Annotated in this window: 15 protein-coding genes; 10 read left to right on the forward strand and 5 right to left on the reverse strand. The window is 58.4% G+C overall.

What is annotated here, in order from left to right; translation table 11 throughout:
• Positions 1-43: 43 nt before the first annotated feature.
• Positions 44-514 carry a hypothetical protein gene (locus tag ACQRAQ_RS06750; protein WP_427794345.1) on the reverse strand — a complete coding sequence of 157 codons (471 nt, stop codon included), beginning with the start codon at positions 512-514 and terminating at the stop codon, positions 44-46.
• Positions 515-788: 274 nt separating this feature from the next.
• On the opposite strand from ACQRAQ_RS06750, the gene ACQRAQ_RS06755 reads away from it, so the two are divergent.
• Entirely contained in the window at positions 789-1,220 is a 432-nt protein-coding gene (locus ACQRAQ_RS06755; RefSeq protein ID WP_427794346.1) for an Hsp20 family protein, read from the forward strand.
• A 101-nt stretch (positions 1,221-1,321) separates the two neighbouring features.
• On the opposite strand, the gene ACQRAQ_RS06760 is transcribed toward ACQRAQ_RS06755, so the two are convergent.
• Positions 1,322-2,131 carry an MBL fold metallo-hydrolase gene (locus ACQRAQ_RS06760; protein ID WP_427794347.1) on the reverse strand — a complete coding sequence of 270 codons (810 nt, stop codon included), beginning with the start codon at positions 2,129-2,131 and terminating at the stop codon, positions 1,322-1,324.
• A 48-nt stretch (positions 2,132-2,179) separates the two neighbouring features.
• Between ACQRAQ_RS06760 and tilS the strand changes: the two genes are divergently transcribed.
• The 5 genes from tilS to ACQRAQ_RS06785 all read left to right on the forward strand — a co-directional run bounded on the left by tilS (position 2,180) and on the right by ACQRAQ_RS06785 (position 8,926).
• Positions 2,180-3,718, forward strand: a complete 1,539-nt coding sequence (tilS, locus tag ACQRAQ_RS06765) for a tRNA lysidine(34) synthetase TilS (protein ID WP_427794348.1) — start codon at positions 2,180-2,182, stop codon at positions 3,716-3,718.
• 148 nt (positions 3,719-3,866) lie between these two features.
• Positions 3,867-4,415 carry a hypoxanthine phosphoribosyltransferase gene (gene hpt, locus ACQRAQ_RS06770; protein WP_154517754.1) on the forward strand — a complete coding sequence of 183 codons (549 nt, stop codon included), beginning with the start codon at positions 3,867-3,869 and terminating at the stop codon, positions 4,413-4,415.
• Between the two features lies 1 nt (position 4,416).
• A complete protein-coding gene (gene ftsH / locus ACQRAQ_RS06775) occupies positions 4,417-6,564 on the forward strand; it encodes an ATP-dependent zinc metalloprotease FtsH (protein WP_427794349.1) in 2,148 nt (715 codons plus the stop codon).
• Between the two features lie 190 nt (positions 6,565-6,754).
• Positions 6,755-7,939 carry a pyridoxal phosphate-dependent aminotransferase gene (locus ACQRAQ_RS06780; protein ID WP_427794350.1) on the forward strand — a complete coding sequence of 395 codons (1,185 nt, stop codon included), beginning with the start codon at positions 6,755-6,757 and terminating at the stop codon, positions 7,937-7,939.
• Positions 7,940-8,104: 165 nt separating this feature from the next.
• Positions 8,105-8,926 carry a phosphatase gene (locus ACQRAQ_RS06785; protein ID WP_427719756.1) on the forward strand — a complete coding sequence of 274 codons (822 nt, stop codon included), beginning with the start codon at positions 8,105-8,107 and terminating at the stop codon, positions 8,924-8,926.
• A 63-nt stretch (positions 8,927-8,989) separates the two neighbouring features.
• Here the strand turns inward: ACQRAQ_RS06785 and rlmD are convergent, their stop codons facing one another.
• Positions 8,990-10,438 (reverse strand): 23S rRNA (uracil(1939)-C(5))-methyltransferase RlmD, encoded by a 1,449-nt coding sequence (rlmD, locus tag ACQRAQ_RS06790; protein WP_427794351.1) that lies wholly within the window; start codon positions 10,436-10,438, stop codon positions 8,990-8,992.
• Between the two features lie 418 nt (positions 10,439-10,856).
• Between rlmD and ACQRAQ_RS06795 the strand changes: the two genes are divergently transcribed.
• The 4 genes from ACQRAQ_RS06795 (at position 10,857) to ACQRAQ_RS06810 (ending at position 15,683) form a co-directional block, all read left to right on the forward strand.
• A complete protein-coding gene (locus ACQRAQ_RS06795; protein ID WP_427719754.1) occupies positions 10,857-11,717 on the forward strand; it encodes a transporter substrate-binding domain-containing protein in 861 nt (286 codons plus the stop codon).
• 138 nt (positions 11,718-11,855) lie between these two features.
• Positions 11,856-12,509, forward strand: coding sequence for an amino acid ABC transporter permease (locus tag ACQRAQ_RS06800; RefSeq protein WP_154517772.1), 654 nt, complete (start codon positions 11,856-11,858; stop codon positions 12,507-12,509).
• A 52-nt stretch (positions 12,510-12,561) separates the two neighbouring features.
• Positions 12,562-13,311, forward strand: coding sequence for an amino acid ABC transporter ATP-binding protein (locus tag ACQRAQ_RS06805; RefSeq protein WP_427794352.1), 750 nt, complete (start codon positions 12,562-12,564; stop codon positions 13,309-13,311).
• Positions 13,312-13,607: 296 nt separating this feature from the next.
• Positions 13,608-15,683, forward strand: coding sequence for an elongation factor G (locus ACQRAQ_RS06810; protein ID WP_154517778.1), 2,076 nt, complete (start codon positions 13,608-13,610; stop codon positions 15,681-15,683).
• A gap of 129 nt (positions 15,684-15,812) precedes the next feature.
• Here the strand turns inward: ACQRAQ_RS06810 and ACQRAQ_RS06815 are convergent, their stop codons facing one another.
• Positions 15,813-16,796 (reverse strand): DNA/RNA non-specific endonuclease, encoded by a 984-nt coding sequence (locus tag ACQRAQ_RS06815; protein ID WP_427794353.1) that lies wholly within the window; start codon positions 16,794-16,796, stop codon positions 15,813-15,815.
• A 203-nt stretch (positions 16,797-16,999) separates the two neighbouring features.
• Positions 17,000-17,878 carry a hypothetical protein gene (locus ACQRAQ_RS06820; RefSeq protein ID WP_427794354.1) on the reverse strand — a complete coding sequence of 293 codons (879 nt, stop codon included), beginning with the start codon at positions 17,876-17,878 and terminating at the stop codon, positions 17,000-17,002.
• Between the last annotated feature and the right edge of the window lie 47 nt (positions 17,879-17,925).

Raw genomic sequence — 17,925 nt, forward strand, 5'->3', positions numbered from 1 at the left:
TGGGCGTTGTAAACCTAAAGCCTCTGCGGCTTAATTGTCTTTTCTATTTGAAGAAAATAAAACGAATGACCAGCGCGATTGCCGCGATGGCAATGATCAGGAGCGCGATTTGGAGCCGGTGCTGTTTGCGTCGTCTGCTAGACGATATAAATATCGATTTTCCTTGCTTCGGCGTCTCTAAATAGCGGGCAGAATGCGTTAGGGTCTGCTTAGGGCGAGGCTCTCTTCGTTGTTGCTTAGCGGGTGTTCGGGTCTGCTCCTGGTTGTATGCGCTGTTTTTGGATAAGGGGGCATCTTTGAGATACGCCGATTCGCTCGGTGCGACGCCCATGTGTTTGCGACCTGATTGAGATTCTTCAAGGGTTTGATAACGATTGCGAGTTACATATTCAGGCTCTGTATCGTCAATAGGCTCTTGGGAAATATGGGGACGATGGTAGCGTATGGTCTGCGGATAGGTTGATTTATCGTTCTGCATCTGATCATACGAATTGTCGGAGGCTTGATCGTCCATGATGCCCTTAGGTTGTCATTAATATTGTGTATACGCTCATTGTAAGCCTCAGGTTTGTTTAGCTAGGGCACATTTGGTATTTAAGGCACGGTTCAAAGAACCTTGACCTCCTTAAACCTTAGTCACACAGACTTAGATATGCTTATAGATAGAGACTTAAAAAACTTTATATCAAAATGTATATATAAGAAATGGATGGGCATATATTAAAGCGTCAAAAGAAGTCCCTGCCACCTAGAAGATGGCTCGGCAGTCCCTTAAAGGAGTGGTAGTCATGGCAAGCATGGTTCCTTATCGTTCGGTTTTTGGTGTTCGTCCCTCTGCTAGCTCGTTGTTCGATCTGTTTGATGATATGACCGAACTGGCAAACAACTCGATCGCCTCCAAGGCGTTTCCCGTTGATGTTGAGGACAAGGGCGACGGTTACGAGGTTAAGGCCTATTTGACCGGCGTTGCAAAGGACGACATCGACGTTGAGCTCAATGAGGGTCGTCTTTCCATTAGTGTGAATGTTGAGGAGAGCGAAGAGAACAAGGACAAGAACTACCTGCAGAAGGAGTTTTGCTCTTACAGTGCGACGCGCGGTGTGTACCTGAAGGATGCTTCGAGCGAGGGCCTTTCTGCAAAGTATGCTGACGGCATCCTTACCGTTACGGTTCCTAAGATTGTCGAAAAGAAGAACGTTACGAAGATTTTCATCGACTAACGTTATCGGCCATTAACATCGGTGCCTGAGCTAAGGGGGCTGGGAAGCGATTCCCGGCCCCCTTTTCTATTTGAGACAGCCTACTGAATATTTGAGACAGCCTACTGAATGGTCATGGGCCGATATTGCCCGGCGGGACGTATTGTGAGTTTATGTGGCCCCTCAACGCGGGTGGCGGTGCTACCAAGCTCATTGTCGAGTGTTGCCCCAAGTGAGCTTGCGTAGCTTTTGACGGTAAGGCTTGGGCGATTGTTGTCTTGGCTAATGTGCATCGCGATAAGCTGCTCGGTGCGATCGGTTACCAGCGCGCGTGCGGCATCGGCGGCCTGATCGTTGGAGAGATGCCCTTTTGCAGACAGGATGCGCTCCTGAAGAAAGCGAGGATAGTCTCCTTGACGCAGCATGGCTACATCGTGGTTGCTTTCGAGCGCGAGAATGCGACAGCCCCTGAGCGTATCGATGGCATGCTTCGACAACTCGCCGGTGTCGGTGGCAAAGCCAACCGAATCACCCTGGGCATCAAAACGGTAGCCGACAGGATTGACAACGTCGTGCGATGTCGAATACGTTTGAATGTGGACCCCGGCAATAGAGAGGGCGTCACCTGGGTCGAATTCCTCAACAGACAGATGTGCGAGGCTTTCCTTTGATGCGAGCGTGCCCCTGCTGGAAAAGACCGGTCCGTTCCAATGTTTACACCACACCTCAAGCCCCTTAATGTGGTCGCTGTGCTCATGGGTGACAACAAGGGCGGACACGTCGTCTGCCGAAAGGCCGAGCTCAGCCATGCGTTTGAGCGTTTCGCGGCGGGACAGTCCGTCATCGACCATAATGAGCCCCTGCGGGCCCTCGATGAGTGCGCAGTTGCCTTTAGAGCCGCTGCCGAGGATATGAAGGTGCAGGCGAGACATAAGATTCCAAAGGATACAATGAGTGCTGACGAATAGAGGAGGAAGCGAATGCCAACGGTATCACAGCATTACGGACACCATGCCGTACCCGGGGCAGTCGATGAGACCCGGACGAGGCAGCAGGCTGCTCCTGTGGTGCTCATGGTATCAGGCGGTGCGGACTCGACGGCACTGCTTCTTATGGCGTGCACATCAAAGCTGGATATCCAAGATGGACGCGGCGTTGCCCCCATTGCTCGCGAGCGCCTACATGTGCTTCATGTAAACCATCACCTGCGAGGCAAGGCGTCCGACGGCGACGAGGCCTTTGTGCGCGAGCTCTGCGCACAATATGGCTTGCCGCTGTGCGTGGAGCACGCCTATTTTGATGGGGAGTCGGGCAATATCGAGGCGGCTGCGCGCGAGATGCGTTATGCCGCGGCGCGAAGGTATGTTCGCGAGCTTTGTGCCAAGATGGGGGCGCCGAGAACGGCGGCGCGCATCTGTACTGCCCATACCTCTTCAGACCGCGCGGAAACATTTTTGATGAACGCCATTAAGGGGTCGGGCCCTGCTGGGCTCTCGAGCATTCCCCGCCGAAGGAACATTGTGGTACGCCCCTTGCTCGACCTAACTCATGGCGAGCTTGTGGGCTATCTGCAGGTGCATGGTCAGCCGTGGCGCGAGGACGAGACCAACGAAGATATCTCGTATCTGCGAAACTACGTTCGCCACCGGGTAATGCCAGTGCTGGCGCAGCGTAATGCGAGCGTGTGCAAGACGATTGGTGCCGCCTGTGAGATCTTGGGTGATGAGGATGCGTTTCTATCCCAGTTGTCGGCACAGGCGTTTCGAAGCTGCCTGCGCAAAGAGGCAGCGGGCGCGCTGGTGCTCGATGCCAGACGCCTTGCTGCGGCCGAGGTGGTAATCGCGCGGCGCATCGTGCGACTGGCGATTAAACGCATCGATCCGGACGCTCGCCCAGAGATGCGCCATGTGGAGCGAGTCCTCTCCTGTGTTACCGAGGGTGCGGGTTCGGTTACGCTTCCGGCGGGGATTGACGCACGTGTTGAGTTTGGCATGCTGGCGTTTAAGGCGCCGGCGGCTCGTGAGGGCTTGGTTGCGGACTGGATTACCATACCCGGCCGTATGTCGTTGGGCGGGGGACGTATGCTGGTCACAGAAGCGATAGCCGTTGAGCCGGGATGCGATATCGTGCGCCGCGCCCGTGAGTTTGCGGCTGCTGGGGAAGTGGCAGCTTTGGTGGACGCGGCTGCCCTGGGTTTTGCCAACAGCGATAGCGAGCGGATCTTGGCGGGCACGCGCGGCGAGGTTCCTGCCGAGGGGCGATTGGCGCGCCTGTGGGTGGACGGTCCCGCACCGGGAGACGTGATGTGCCCGTTAGGCATGAGTGGCCGAAGCAAGAAGGTATCCGACTTGTTGTGCGAGGCTCGTATTCCCGTTTCCGAGCGCACCGGCGTGCCCATGGTAAGGACGGCACCGGGGGGTGTCGTGGTGTGGGTCGCCGGAGTTCGCGCGGACGAACGCTTTAAGTGCACGGCGGCGACGCGTGTGGCCTATCTGCTTCGCGTGGTTGACGCGGATTAGCCCCTCGCACCAGTTTTTCTGTGCGGCGTTGACGGTATTCCCGCGCTGATGGTGCACGGGCTGGAAAATATACCCTGTGCGCTGCTAGAATGTGTAGTTCGCGTCCATACGGCGGTGTGTGGGCGATTAAGCACAAGAAAGGGTTGTCATGGCTTCTCAACATCCGGATATCGAGAAGGTTCTGTTTACGCAGGAGGATATCGACGGTATCGTCTCTCGCCTGGGCGAGGAGATTACGCGCGACTACGCGGGTAAGGATCTGGTGCTGATTGCGGTCTTGCGCGGCGCTGTGGTCTTTATGGGCGACCTGATGCGCAAGATCGAGCTGCCGACCAATATCGATTTCATGGCCGTTTCGAGCTATGGCGACGGTGTGAAGTCCTCGGGCATCGTGCGTATCATTAAAGACCTTGATATCGATATCCGCGGTCGTGACGTGCTGATCGTTGAGGACATTCTGGACTCGGGCCTGACGCTCAAGTATCTGATGAAGAACCTTGAGAGCCGCAAGCCCGCTTCTCTGGAGGTCGCCGCCTTCCTGTGGAAGGACGTTGAGGACCGCATCTCGGCCATTACACCCAAGTATGTTGGAACCCATTGCCCCGATGCCTTTGTGGTGGGCTACGGCCTCGACTATGCCGAGCGCTATCGTAACCTTCCGTATCTGGGCATTTTGAAACCGGAGGTTTATTCGTAAGATGCCCGACGACCGTAACGACTACAATTCCCAGACACCCCGGGACCCTAAGATTCCGGGGATGCCCGGAGGCAAGAAACCCACACGTACGGGCTGGCTGTATTTTCTTTTGGCTTGCGCACTTCTGGGCTACGCCTTCTTTAATATGGGCTCCGGCTTTGCCAGCTCCAGCAATACCGTTAAGCTCGCGACGAGCGAGATGGTGAGCGCCATCAAGCAGGATCGCGTCGAAGATCTGACCTATACGGTTCAGGACGGAAGCGTGACGGGTCATTACTGGAAGGCGAAAAAGGACAAGGGCGACACGAGTGAGCTCAAGAGCTTTTCCTCGACCTATGTCGGCTCCGATTCGCTTGCCGAGCTCATGGCGGAGCATCCCGACACTAGGTACATCGTCAACACCAACGACCCCGATTTTTGGGGCGACTTGGCGATGAGCGTACTGCCGACGATTGCCCTGATCGCCATCATGTTCTACTTTATGCGCCAGATGATGGGCGCTAATAATAGGAACATGCAGTTTGGCAAGACCAACGCCAAGACCAACGAGGCTACGCGTCCCAAGGTCAAGTTCGAAGACGTTGCCGGCGTGGACGAGGCTGTTGAGGAGCTCGAAGAGATTCGCGATTTCTTGAGCGATCCGGACCGTTATCGCAAGCTGGGTGCCAAGATCCCGCGCGGCGTTTTGCTGGTGGGCCCTCCGGGTACCGGTAAGACGCTACTGGCCAAGGCCGTTGCCGGAGAGGCCGGTGTCCCGTTCTTTAGCATCTCGGGCTCTGACTTTGTCGAGATGTTCGTGGGCGTCGGCGCCAGCCGCGTGCGCGACCTCTTTAAGGAGGCCAAGTCTCAGGCTCCGTCGATCATCTTCATTGACGAGATTGATGCCGTGGGACGTCAGCGCGGAGCCGGTCTGGGCGGCGGTCACGACGAGCGCGAGCAGACGCTCAACCAGCTGCTGGTCGAAATGGACGGTTTTGAGGAAAGCGAATCGGTCATCCTGATCGCCGCGACCAACCGCCCCGATATTCTGGATCCGGCATTGCTGCGCCCCGGTCGTTTTGACCGCCAGGTTACGGTCGACCGCCCGGATGTGAAGGGGCGCGAGCAGATCTTGCGCGTGCATGCCGAGAACAAGCCAATGGATGAGGACGTTAAGTTTGAGAAGCTCGCCCAGATGACCGTTGGCTTTACCGGTGCCGATCTGGCAAACCTGCTCAACGAGTCCGCGCTGCTTGCCGCTCGCCGTCATCGCTCCGTGATCTCGATGGACGAGGTCGAAGAATCGATGGAGCGCGTGATTGCAGGACCGCAGCGCAAGGGGCGCGTGATGACCGAAGCCGAGCGCACCACGATTGCCTACCACGAGAGCGGTCATGCTCTGGTGGGTCACATCCTGGAGCACTCCGATCCGGTTCACAAGATTTCGATTGTCAGCCGCGGTCAGGCTTTGGGCTATACGCTGCAGCTTCCGCAGGAGGATCACTTCCTCAAGACCAAGAACGAGATGCTTGACGAGCTTGCCGTGTTCTTGGGCGGTCGCGTTGCCGAGGAGCTCATGTGCGATGACATTACATCGGGCGCGAGCAACGATCTGGAGCGCGCGACCAAGATGGCGCGCGAGATGGTTACGCGTTTGGGCATGAGCGAGGAGCTGGGCACGCAAGTGTTTGGCGAGGCACAGCATCAGGTGTTCCTTGGTCGCGATTATGCCGATCACCAGGATTACTCCGAGGAGACGGCGCGCCGCATCGATATCGAGGTTCAGCGCATCATGCGTGAGGCCCATCGCCGTGCTGTTGAGATTTTGGATGCCCGTCGCGATCAGCTCGATCTGATGGCGAAGGTGCTGCTTGAGCGCGAGACCGTCGAAGGCGACGCCGTGAACGCCCTGCTCGACAACGATTGGGATGCCTACCTTGAGCGCGAGGGCGACATTCTGGCAGCCAAGGAGGAGCGCAATGCCAAGGCGGCCGGCGTGCCGACCAAAAAGCGCACGCCTCGTATGAGCGAGGAGGAGCTGGCAGCTGATGCCGCAGCTTTTGCGCAGGCGGCCATGCAGGAGGATGCCGAAGTCGCATCCGATAGCGCTGACGATGTCGAGGCTGCAGACACAAAAAAGGCCGATGGCGACACCGAGGCCGACGAGTAGTCTTTGTCGTGAGAGCCTCCGCGGGGAAAACCTGCGGAGGCTTTTTCTTTTGAGCGATATGGGGCCATCTGTTGATTGGGGACAGACTTAAATGAGCGTTTTCACGCATTTAAGTCTGTCCCCAATTAACATTGCTGCGGTACTTTGCTTGACTAAAGCGTACAATACCGCCTATGCGAAAGGGGAACAGATGATCAACGAAACCATGTTTGCTCGCGGCGCGGAAAGCTCTATCATCCGCGAGATCTTTAGCTATGGACTTGAACGCAAGGCACAGATCGGTGCGGAGAACGTATTCGATTTTTCGCTGGGCAACCCGAGTGTTCCGGCGCCCGCTGCCGTGGCGGAGTCCATCAAAAAGGCCTTGGAGCTGCCGAGCGACCAACTGCACGGATACACGCCCGCACCAGGCCTGCCGCAATGTCGTGTCGCTGTGGCCGAGTCGCTCAACCGTCGTTTTGGCACGAGCTATGAGGGTAAAGATGTCTTTATGACCGTGGGTGCGGCGGCTTCGCTCACCTGCACGCTCAACGCTGTTACCAATCCCGGTGACGAGGTCATTGTTATCGCCCCGTACTTTCCGGAGTATCGCGTGTGGATTGAGAAGGCCGGCTGTACGTGTGTCGAGGCACCCGCCGATGAAGACACGTTCCAGCTGAGTGTGGGCAACGTGCTCAAGGCGATTACTGATAAGACGGCGGCCGTCATTATCGACTCGCCCAACAACCCGACCGGTGCCGTATATACGCGCGACACGCTGACGCGACTGGCCAATGTTCTGCGCGAGATCAATGCCAAGCGTGATCCCGAGAATCCGATTATGATCATCTCGGATGAGCCGTACCGCGAGATTGTGTACGGTGCCGAGGTGCCCTGGGTACCCTCAATCTACGATAACACCGTCGTGTGCTATTCGTATTCCAAGTCGCTGTCGCTGCCGGGTGAGCGTGTGGGTTGGATCTTGGTTCCCAACACCAATCCTCAGGCTGCTCGCCTTATGCCGGCCGTCGCCGGTGCCGCCCGTACACTGGGTTTTGTGTGCGCACCGGCGCTCTTCCAGCGCGTGATTATCGACTGCATCGATGAGCCGAGTGATGTCGAAGCCTATGCTCGCAACCGAACGGCGCTCACCGACGCATTGGCGGAGTACGGCTACACCTACGTTGAGCCGGACGGCGCTTTCTATCTGTGGGTGAAGGCGCTCGAGCCCGACGCAAACGCTTTTTGCGAGCGTGCAAAGAAGTACGAGTTGCTCGCGGTGCCTTCGGATAGCTTTGGCATGCCGGGTTGGTTCCGCTTGGGTTATTGCGTGAGTTACGAAACGATTATCAATTCGCTACCCGCTTGGAAACACCTGGCGGACGAGTATTGTTAAAAGCAGAGCGCTCTGCCTACAATGTTTTACGTGAAACGGGGTTTGGTGTTAAACCGGACCCCGTTGTCATGGACGTTGTGTCTTTGGGATGGAGCGGTTTTACGACTATCGAAGGCTATGCGTACAATGAATATACGCGACGGCCATACCGGATAAGGAGACCTGATGCCCTACCTGCTTTCCTGTGACATTCATACCCATACGATGTTCTCTGCGCATGCATATTCGACCATTGAGGAGAATGTGTACTGGGCGGCAGAGCGTGGCCTGCAGGTGCTTGGATCTGCCGACCATCTGAGCTCTATGGTTACGGCTTGCCCCAATGACCTGCGCAGTTACCAGTTCTTTATCAACCAGGATATATGGCCGCGCATTTGGAGCGGCGTGTTGGTGCTGCGTGGCGCCGAGGCCGATATCGTTTCGCTGGACGGAAGCCTGTTTGGCGAGGACACTCCTGTCACGCTCGATATTGCCGGCGATTCGTACAGCCGTCAGCATTCGCTGTTCGATCGGGTTACGCGTAATTTGGATTATTTGGTTGCAAGCGTGCATAATCCGCAGCTCGCTGAAGGCGCGACGCTGGCCCAGACGACCGAGATGTATATCAATGCTCTGGAGCACCCCAAGGTGTTTATGCTGGGGCATACGGGTCGATCGGGCGTGCCGTTCGATATCGACGAGGTGTTGCTTGCTGCTAAGGCTAAGCACAAGATCATCGAGATCAACAATCACAGTCTTGAGCATGGCGCGGATGCCGAGCATTGGGACGTGTGCCGCAAGATTGCCGAGCGGTGCGCCGAGCTGGGCGTGGGGATTGGCGTCTCGACCGATGCGCACATTGGTATGGCAATTGGTAAGCTCGATCAAGCGCGCAAGATGCTCGACGAGATTCACTTTCCGCTGGATTTGATCGTGACGCGCGATCGCGAGACGCTACTGCGCGAGATGGCGGCAGCCGGCGTGTGTGACCTGCGCAAGAGGATGTAGCGGAGTTCATAAACCAAGTAAGGGGGCGGCCCAGACGGGTCGCCCCCTTCTTGTACCGGTGGATTAGCGGCGCTCGAGGACCGCTACAGTTTCGGTGTGGTCGGTATGGGGGAACATGTCGACGGGCGTGATCTTGAGCAGGCGATAGCCACCGTCGAGGAGCTGGTGCAGGTCACGCTCTTGGGTCACAGGGTTGCAGCTGATATAGGTGATGCGGCGAGGTCTAAGCGCGCAGGCGGCTTCGAGGAACTCGGGGGTAGAGCCGGCACGCGGCGGATCGATGGAAAGGACGTCGATGCGCTCGTTGTTGTCGGCGGCATCTAGGATGTAGTCGGTGGCATCGTCGGCCATAAACCAGGCGCTGCGGGTAAGACCGTTGAGCTCGGCGTTGCGGCGTGCGTCGGCAATGCCCGCCGGGTTGCGCTCCACGCCAAGTAACATGATGCCGATGCCCTTGTTCTGAGCTTCTTTAGCTGCGCAAAGACCGATGGTGCCGCTGCCGCAGTAGGCATCCATGAGAACGTCGCCCTGGTGCAGATCCATACCGTCGATAGCGAGCTGGTAGAGCAGCTCGGTCTGCTGCGGGTTGGTCTGGTAGAACGCGGTGGGGGAGATATCAAACTCGCAGCCGAGTAGCTGGTCGCGCATGCATTCAGCGCCATACACGATGTGGGTTTCCTCACCCAGGATGGCGTTGCCAGGGCGTCCGTTGATGTTTTGGGCGACGGTGACGATACGCGGATCGAGTGCGGCGATGGCCTCAAAGAATTCCTGCGCATGCGGCAGGTCGCGCTGGGCGGTAACGAGGGTGATCATGATCTGGTCGGTGCGCCAGCCGCAGCGAACGACGGCATAGCGAAGCAGGCCCAGATGCTTGTCCTCGTTAAAGGCGGGAATGTGCAGGCGCTCGGCCTCACGCGCAATGCCGTTAAGAATCTGACGGGCTCCCGGTGCCTCGACGGGGCATTCGGGAACAGCGACGATTCTGTGCGTGCCGCGCTCAAAAAAGCCGCAGCGGACAGCGCTCCCTTTGCCGGGGGCAAAGGGAGTGGCGGCCTTATGGCGAAAACCACGCGGCGCAGGATATTTGCCCGGGTCGCCCAGAGTAACGTCCATACCGCGAATGGGATCGACGGTTATGCCCTCACGCTCGCAAAGAGCAGCAAAAAGTTCATCCATAGCAGCCTGCTTGGTCGCCAGCTGCTTCTTATAAGGCCTGTTGAGCGCCGTGCATCCACCGCAAGCTTTCATGATGGAACAGGGCGACTTGGGATCAACGGCCTTATGAGCGGACCGGGACGACTCATTATGCGAGCGCTTGGAACGAGCTTGAGGTGCCTTACCCTCGCTCCGACGAGGGCTGGGACGCTTGGTCTTAGCCTTGCCCTTGGCCGACTTACCCTTCGTGTCCTGAGACGACTTGGATTTCTTAGAAGATTTTTTCTCTTCCGACCCCTCAGCCGCCTCGATCAAAGCACGACGAGCCTTACGCTCCGCACGAGATTCTGCCATGAATTAACCCCACTATTAAATAAAAGAAAAGTTCGAAGCAATTGTACCGTGCATTCAACGTGCCCGTTTGGAGAGGAGGCTATTTAAGGTTCCGAGCACGTTGACTCCCGGAATGCCGGCAGCCGTCACGGTATTTAATTTGTCGCGAGTTCCGCACGAACAGGAGGCCGCTTAATGTGGCCTCCGTCGTGAGCAGGACTGCAGAGCAGCAAATTAAATACCGTGACGGCTGCCGGCATTCCGGGTGCACCAACCTTGTGCTCTCCGTCGTGAGCAGGACTGTAGAGCAGGAAACTTAACCCCCACACCCCTCACGCGGCGGGCAAACTCGCCTTGTGCTCTATCACGCTAAAGTGTATGATTCTGAACGTTACATGACTCACTTTACTTAGCTAAAGTGCCATCAAGGGGGAATAACATGAATACCGATATGTCTCGTCGTCAGTTTGTTGGTCTAGCCGGCTCGCTCGCCACGGTGCTTGGCCTTGGTCTTGTCGGCTGCGGCGGTGGTGCCGACAAGGGTTCCACTGCCGGCTCTGCCGCGGCAAAGGACGCCAAGGGCGTTGTGGAGTCTAAGAAGCTCGTGGTGGGCTTTGACAAGTCCTATCCTCCGTATGGCTTTGTGGGCGACGATGGCGAGTACACCGGCTTTGATCTCGATTTGGCCAAGGCAGTTGCCGATAAGCAGGGCTGGGAGGTCAAGTACGAGGCCATCGACTGGGACGCCAAGGATACGCTGCTCAACTCGGGCGCCATCAACTGCATCTGGAACGGCTTTACCATGGAGGGCCGCGAGGACGACTACACGTTCTCCGAGCCGTACATGCTCAATGAGCAGGTGCTGGTGGTCAAGAAGGATGCGGGCATCAAGAGTTGGGACGACCTTGCCGGCAAGACCGTGATTACCCAGACCGATTCTGCCGCACAGGATGTGCTAGAGGGTGACCAGAAGGATCTGGCGGCGACGTTTGCCACGCTCGATACCATCGGCGAGTACAACACGGCTTTTATGCAGCTCGAGAGCGGCGCGGTCGATGCGGTGGCTTGCGACCTTTCGATCGCCCAGTATCAGCTTGCCGCCAAGCCCGATGCCTATACGCAACTTGACAAGCCGCTGTCCAGCGAGCACTACGCCGTTGGCTTTAAAAAGGGCGACACCAAGTCGGCCGACGCCGTGACCGAGTCGCTCAAGGCGCTCTATGAGGACGGTACAGTCAAGGACCTGTGCGACAAGTATGCGAGCTACGGTCTATCCTTCGACAACTGGGTTTTGAAATAGCCACAGCACCCAACCTTGCGGCTCCAACCCTCCTCGCGTACCAAAGTACGCTTCGTCGGGCTTGTCGCTCGCAATCTTGGGCACTGTGCCTATTTCAATTAACACCTGCTGTTCTGTTGCTGTGAAAGAGAGCTTGGGTTGTCTATTCAAGTCATGATGCAGATGCTTGGCCAGGGTTTCTTGGTCAGTTTGCAGTTGTTTGTGCTCACGCTGTTGGGCTCGATTCCCTTGGGAATTCCCGTGGCGTTTATGCGTATGAGCAGAATCGCGCCGCTGCGTTGGATTGCGCGCATCTACATTTCGGTCATGCGCGGTACGCCGCTCATGCTGCAGATGTTTGCCATCTACTTTGCTCCGTATTATGTCTTTGGTATTTCGCTCACGCCCGATTCCAAGTGGACAGCGTGCGTCGTGGCATTCATCATCAACTATGCCGGCTACTTTGCCGAGATCTATCGCTCGGGTTTGCAGTCTATCCCGCGTGGTCAATATGAGGCCGCCGAGGTGCTGGGTTACTCACGCCTGCAGACGTTTTTGTACATTGTGATGCCGCAGGTCGCCAAGCGCATTTTGCCGGCGATGGGCAACGAAATCATCACGCTGGTCAAGGACACGTCGCTGGCGTTTGCCATCGGCGTGGGGGAGATGTTCTCGACGGCCAAGGCACTGGTTGCCTCGCAAGTGAGCATGGTGCCGTTTGCGATTGCGGCACTGATCTACTGGGTCTTTAACTTTGTGGTCGAGATGCTGCTGGGCGCCGCCGAAAAGCGACTTGACTACTACCACGACTAGCCTGTTCCGTCGTGCTTTTCAACACATGGAGGTTCCCGTGTCCGGAACGGTAATGAATATAACGAGCGCGCGCAAGGCGTTTGGTGGCAATGAGGTGCTCAAGGATATCTCGCTCGAGGTAAAGCGTGGCGAGGTCGTGGCGATTATCGGACCTTCGGGCGGCGGTAAGTCAACGCTGTTGCGCTGCGCCACGCTGCTCGAGACGCTTGACGGCGGCTCGCTTTCGTTTGGTGATCTAGCCGTTGCGACGGATGCGGGATCGGGCACGGTGTATGCGAAAGGCGATGTGCCCAAGCAGGCGCGCTCGCGCTTTGGCCTGGTGTTTCAGAACTACAATTTGTTCCCGCACTATACCGTGATGAAAAACATTACCGACGCTCCGGTCCGCGTGCTCAAGCGCCCGCGCGAGCAGGTCGAAGCACGTGCGCGTGAGTTGATCGCGCAGATGGGGCTTACGGGCAACGAGAACAAGGTGCCATGCGAGCTTTCGGGCGGTCAGCAGCAACGTGTGAGTATTGCGCGCGCCTTGGCGCTCGATCCAGAGATCTTGTTCTTCGATGAGCCGACCTCGGCACTCGATCCCGAGCTAACGGCCGAGGTGCTGCGTGTCATTAAAGACCTTGCCGCGCAGAATATGACGATGGTGATTGTGACCCATGCGATGCAGTTTGCGCGCGATGTTGCTGATCGCGTGGTCTTTATGGACGGCGGTCGCATTGTAGAGGAGGGTCCTGCCGAGCAGGTTATCGGCCATCCGCGCGAACAGCGCACGCGCGAGTTCCTGAGCCGTATCGAGGGCTAGGCTCAAGTAGACATTGAGGCGAAACCGCTGCAGGTCTTATGGCCTGCGGCGGTTTTTATTTGCGCCGATGGGGCTTAATAACCGCCTCAGGCGTTTGCCCCTCCTCTCGCCGCCCGTATTCATACGTGCGCCGAAAGGTGTGCATGGACAGTCGCCCGCGAGGGTAGGGTGGTGGCATAGGACATTTGGAGGGTGAGCCGGATCGGCTGCCGACCATGCTGCTCCCGGGACGGCATCGACCGCGAACTCTCCCCGTTGGCGTCGCGCATTGCGCGCGGCCCTGCAAGGAGGTCATCATGGGTGCTCCCAAGACCGGTAATGTAAGGAACGTGGTGCTCGTAGGCCAAGGTGGGGTGGGCAAGACTTCACTCGCCGAGGCCATGCTCCACCTTTCCGGCAAGACCGCCCGCCTGGGCGGCCACGACGGCACCAAGCCCACGCTCGACTATGACCCCGAAGAGGTCAAGCGTGCGTTTTCCATCTCGACGACCATTGCGCCGATCGACTGGAAGGGTGCGCGCATCAATGTGCTCGATGCCCCGTGCTACCCCGATTTTATCGGCGACGCCTTTGCCGCGATGAGCGTCTGCGAGACGGCTCTGTTTGTGGTCGACGCCGAGGCCGGCCCGCAGCCTACGACGGTTAAGCTCTGGTATGCCGCCGAGGACTTGCGTCTGGCGCGTGCGGTGTTCGTAAACCGCCTGTCGCGCTCCGAGGCCAGCTTTGCGACCACGATGGACCTGCTGCAGGAGCGCTTTGGCACGCGCCTGGGCGCCGTGACCCTTCCCTGGGGCGAGGGCGAGGACTTTGACGGCATCATCGACCTGGTGCGCATGAAGGCGCGCCATTGCAACGGCGCCGAAGCCGTTGAGTCGGAGATTCCCGAGGAGTATCGTGCCCAGGCCGAGGAGGCCCATGACCATCTGTGCGAGCTGGTGTCCGAGGCTGACGACGAACTGATGATGAAGTACTTGGAAGGCGAGGAGACGCTGACGCAGGAGGAGCTTGAAGGCCTGCTGTCGAAGGCGATCGCCGAGCGCATCTTTGTGCCGGTCTTTGCGGGCGATTGCATTAAGGAGCAGGGCGTCAACTCGCTGATGGACGACATCGCCACGTACTTCCCGGCGCCGACGGACTACGGCGAGATGCCGCTCATCGACGGTGATTCGCTCAAGATTTCGAGCGATGATGACCGCCCGGTGGCGTTTGTGTTTAAGACCCTGGCCGATCCTCAGCAGGGTCGCATCAGCTTCATCAAGGTGCTGACGGGCACGCTTGAGCCGGGCCTTGAGCTGATCAACGCGCGCACCCGCAAGAGCGATCGTCTGGCTCACCTGTATGTGATGTGCGGCCGCGACATGACCGAGGTCGGTCACGCCTATGCCGGCGATATCATCGTGGCGCCCAAGCTGGCGGCCGAGACGGGCGATACGCTCTCGATTACCGGCAAGGTCGAGGCTGCGGCGTTTAAGTTCCCCAACTCTCAGTACCGCATCGCCATCGAGGCCGAGAATCGCGGCGACGAAGAGAAGCTCTACACGTTTATCGAGAAGGCATGCAAGGCCGATCCGACCATGAGCATCGACCGCGACGAGGAGACCGGCCAGACCATCATTTCGGCGGTGGGCGAGGCGCAGGTTTCGGTCCTGCTCAATCGTCTTGAGGACCGTACCAAGGTCGCGGCCAAGAGCGTGCCGATTCGCATCCCGTATCGCGAGACCATTCGCCGCACGGCAACTGCCCAGGGCCGCCACAAGAAGCAGACTGGCGGCGCCGGACAGTATGGTGACTGCTGGCTGCGCGTAGAGCCGCTCATTGGGCCCGACGGTACGAGCGACGGCTATGAGTTTGTGGACGAGGTCGTAGGCGGCCGCATTCCGCGCTCGCTCATTCCCGCCGTGGACAAGGGCGTTCAGGAGACCATGAAGGACGGCATCATTGCCGGCTACCCGCTTACGGGCATTCGCGTGGCTGTGTACGACGGCTCGTATCACAGCGTCGACTCCAACGAGATGGCGTTCCGCGCGGCGGCTCGCATCGGCCTGCGCAAGGCATGCGCCGACGCCGACCCGGTGGTGCTGGAGCCCATCGAGGAAATCACGGTGACTATTCCCGAGAGCTACGCCGGCGCCGTGATGGGCGACATCTCGGCCTCGCGCGGTCGCGTGACGGGTATGGAGACCGATGAGCGCGGAGACACCGTGGTCATCGCTCAGGCGCCTCTCGCCGAGCTGACGGATTACTCGACGCGTCTGCGCTCCATCACGCGCGGCACGGGCGACTTTACCATGAAGCCTGCGGGCTATGAGCAGGTGCCTTATGACGTTCAGGCCAAGCTGGTCGAGCGCTATGAGGAGGGCCGTGCCAAGTAGCGTTGGGCGTTGCCTGTAACATACATGCCGATGCAAGGGCCGCTCTGGCCAATCCAGGGCGGCCCTTTTTGATCCCTGGGGGATGGAGGAAAACGGTTCATTTTAAGTTTTGGGGCAGCTTGGCCGGCCCTAGTCTCCCGAGGCCTGATTGCGGCCGGTAGCGTAGTCGATCTGCACATGCGGCTGCAGGTTGTAGCAGTACACGTGGAAGCACAGGGTCTTGCCGTGGTCCTCGACCGATTGCGCCTCAAGACGCACGCCACGGCAGACGAGTTCCTCTTCGTCGTACATAGGCGTGACACGGTAAAGCACATGGTTGCCCGTCTCGCGGATGTAGCCGAGAATCTGCTCCTCAAATGGCAGCATGCCCGTTTCGTTGAGATAACGCGTGCCGGTGAGGAGATTCTTGCGGTTGGCGTTTTCGCCGCAGAGCGACCAGGCGATGAGGTGACAGCGGTTGTAGAGGCTCTGGCCCGGAATAAAGTCGTAGCGCTGCTGGCGCCATCCGGCGGGATGGATACGCGAGATATCGCCGCGCTCGCCTTGACCGAGCGATTCGGGGCCCACGCAAGCGAGCGCTTTGCGGGTGCGGCCCAGGCTGTCGAGCTTGGAGAACTTCTTAAAGCAACCTTCTTCTGTAGCGCGCTCGTATTCATCGAGCGTGAATGATGGTGTGCCCAACGGGTGCGTGCTGTCGGCTCGCAGGGCAACATAGGGGTTACCCGCGTAGTCGGGAATGCTGCTGAGGTATACGCCGCGGGCGCGGTCGAGATTGGGGTTTTCGACCTCGTCGATGGGGGTGGCGGGGCTATCTGTGGAAGTGTCGTCACCGGTGCCGGTTGCGGCGGAATGTGGCTTGTCGCCAGAGTTCGGGCTGTTTTGGGAGTCTGTGGAGTTTGCCGTTCCCGATTCGAGTCGGGCAACCAGGTCTGCCTCGTCGTCGGTGCGGCTGGGACTCTCGTCTTGCTTCTCGGCCAGGGCTACCGCCTGTTCATCACTTTGCGGCGAGAGCAGTCTGGGCGCCCCGTCGAGCGATCCCGTAAACAGCGCAAACCCCAGCACCACAGCGGTGCCGATAGAAAGTGCTTGCTTGTAGGCGGACTTGCGCGACATGGTGACTCCTGGACGGACGGTTGGGAGTCTACCAGTCTAGCAGGAGCCGCCGAGGGCCGTTCTATCGAACAAATACTTAAGATTTGGGACAAACGCTACGGATTCATTTGCCTCATATGGAGCTGCGGCGGTTGTGAATGTGGGGCTATTCGGCGTTTCCCCAGATAAAACCTGCCAAAATAAACCTGTCCCTTTTTGGTAGGTTACTGGTTCATGTTGCCGTGGATGTAGGGGGTGACCTCAGGGGAGATATGGTCGCAGCCCAGCTCGCGCAGCGCGGACTCGATGGCGGCGGGCAGCGGGGTCTTGCCCTCGGCATTGACGGTAGCACCGCCGAGAGCGGCAATCTTGGCGACATCTGCGGGAGCGGCCTCGATATGCATGCAGCCGCCGACCAAGCGCGCGCGTACCTGCGCCAGACCAAGATCGTGCAGGTAGTCCTCGCAGGCGCGGATTAAATCGACCTTCTCGTGCGTAAGCTCCTCGCCTGTGGGGACGCGCGTGGCAAGACAGGCTCCCGCCGGCAGGCTCCAAACGGGATAGCCCCATGCGCGCAGCAGCTCGCGCTCTTCGTCCTTGGTAAAGCCGACCTCCATAAGAGGGGAGCGTACGCCGAGCTCTTTGGCAGCGCGCATGCCGGGACGGTAGTCACCGCGATCGCTTGCATTGCTGCCATCGATGACGGTGGGAAAGCCGAGCGACTTAGCGTGGTTGACGATGGCGGTAAAGCCGGCGTGCTTGCAGTGGTAGCAACGGTTGGCGTCGTTGCAGGCTACTTGGGGGAGCTGCAGCTGATCGACCGAAAGATTGAGCACGGGGAGCTTAAAATGCGGTCCCTCATTGGTTTGCCTGTCAACGGATCGCTCAAACGAGGTCTGTTCGGGCGTGCCGATGAGCGGCGTGGTGAGGTGAACGAGAAGCGTGCTGGCAGGCATGATGCGGGCGCAGACCGCGGCCAAAAAGCTGCTGTCGACGCCACCGGAAAAGCCGATGGCGACGCGTCCGTATGCCAAAAGCAGCTGTTCGAGCGCCGCGAGTTTGTCCTGAAGCTCCTTTGCAGGTGCGGTAGTGTCTGAAAGCATAAAACAATCCTTACCATTGAGTACTCGGTCGAAAACTATAATCCTAT

It is taken from the genome of Collinsella sp. SGI.178, assembly GCF_050313495.1.
Classification (GTDB): domain Bacteria; phylum Actinomycetota; class Coriobacteriia; order Coriobacteriales; family Coriobacteriaceae; genus Collinsella.

Coding starts and splice junctions, on each gene's coding strand:
- rlmD (WP_427794351.1), bottom strand. CDS start 10,438: ATGGCAGAATCTCGTGCGGAGCGTAAGGCTCGTCGTGCTTTGATCGAG.
- ACQRAQ_RS06755 (WP_427794346.1), top strand. CDS start 789: ATGGCAAGCATGGTTCCTTATCGTTCGGTTTTTGGTGTTCGTCCCTCT.
- ACQRAQ_RS06760 (WP_427794347.1), bottom strand. CDS start 2,131: ATGTCTCGCCTGCACCTTCATATCCTCGGCAGCGGCTCTAAAGGCAAC.
- hpt (WP_154517754.1), top strand. CDS start 3,867: ATGGCTTCTCAACATCCGGATATCGAGAAGGTTCTGTTTACGCAGGAG.
- ACQRAQ_RS06780 (WP_427794350.1), top strand. CDS start 6,755: ATGATCAACGAAACCATGTTTGCTCGCGGCGCGGAAAGCTCTATCATC.
- ACQRAQ_RS06805 (WP_427794352.1), top strand. CDS start 12,562: ATGAATATAACGAGCGCGCGCAAGGCGTTTGGTGGCAATGAGGTGCTC.
- ACQRAQ_RS06795 (WP_427719754.1), top strand. CDS start 10,857: ATGAATACCGATATGTCTCGTCGTCAGTTTGTTGGTCTAGCCGGCTCG.
- tilS (WP_427794348.1), top strand. CDS start 2,180: ATGCCAACGGTATCACAGCATTACGGACACCATGCCGTACCCGGGGCA.
- ftsH (WP_427794349.1), top strand. CDS start 4,417: ATGCCCGACGACCGTAACGACTACAATTCCCAGACACCCCGGGACCCT.
- ACQRAQ_RS06785 (WP_427719756.1), top strand. CDS start 8,105: ATGCCCTACCTGCTTTCCTGTGACATTCATACCCATACGATGTTCTCT.
- ACQRAQ_RS06750 (WP_427794345.1), bottom strand. CDS start 514: ATGGACGATCAAGCCTCCGACAATTCGTATGATCAGATGCAGAACGAT.
- ACQRAQ_RS06820 (WP_427794354.1), bottom strand. CDS start 17,878: ATGCTTTCAGACACTACCGCACCTGCAAAGGAGCTTCAGGACAAACTC.
- ACQRAQ_RS06815 (WP_427794353.1), bottom strand. CDS start 16,796: ATGTCGCGCAAGTCCGCCTACAAGCAAGCACTTTCTATCGGCACCGCT.
- ACQRAQ_RS06810 (WP_154517778.1), top strand. CDS start 13,608: ATGGGTGCTCCCAAGACCGGTAATGTAAGGAACGTGGTGCTCGTAGGC.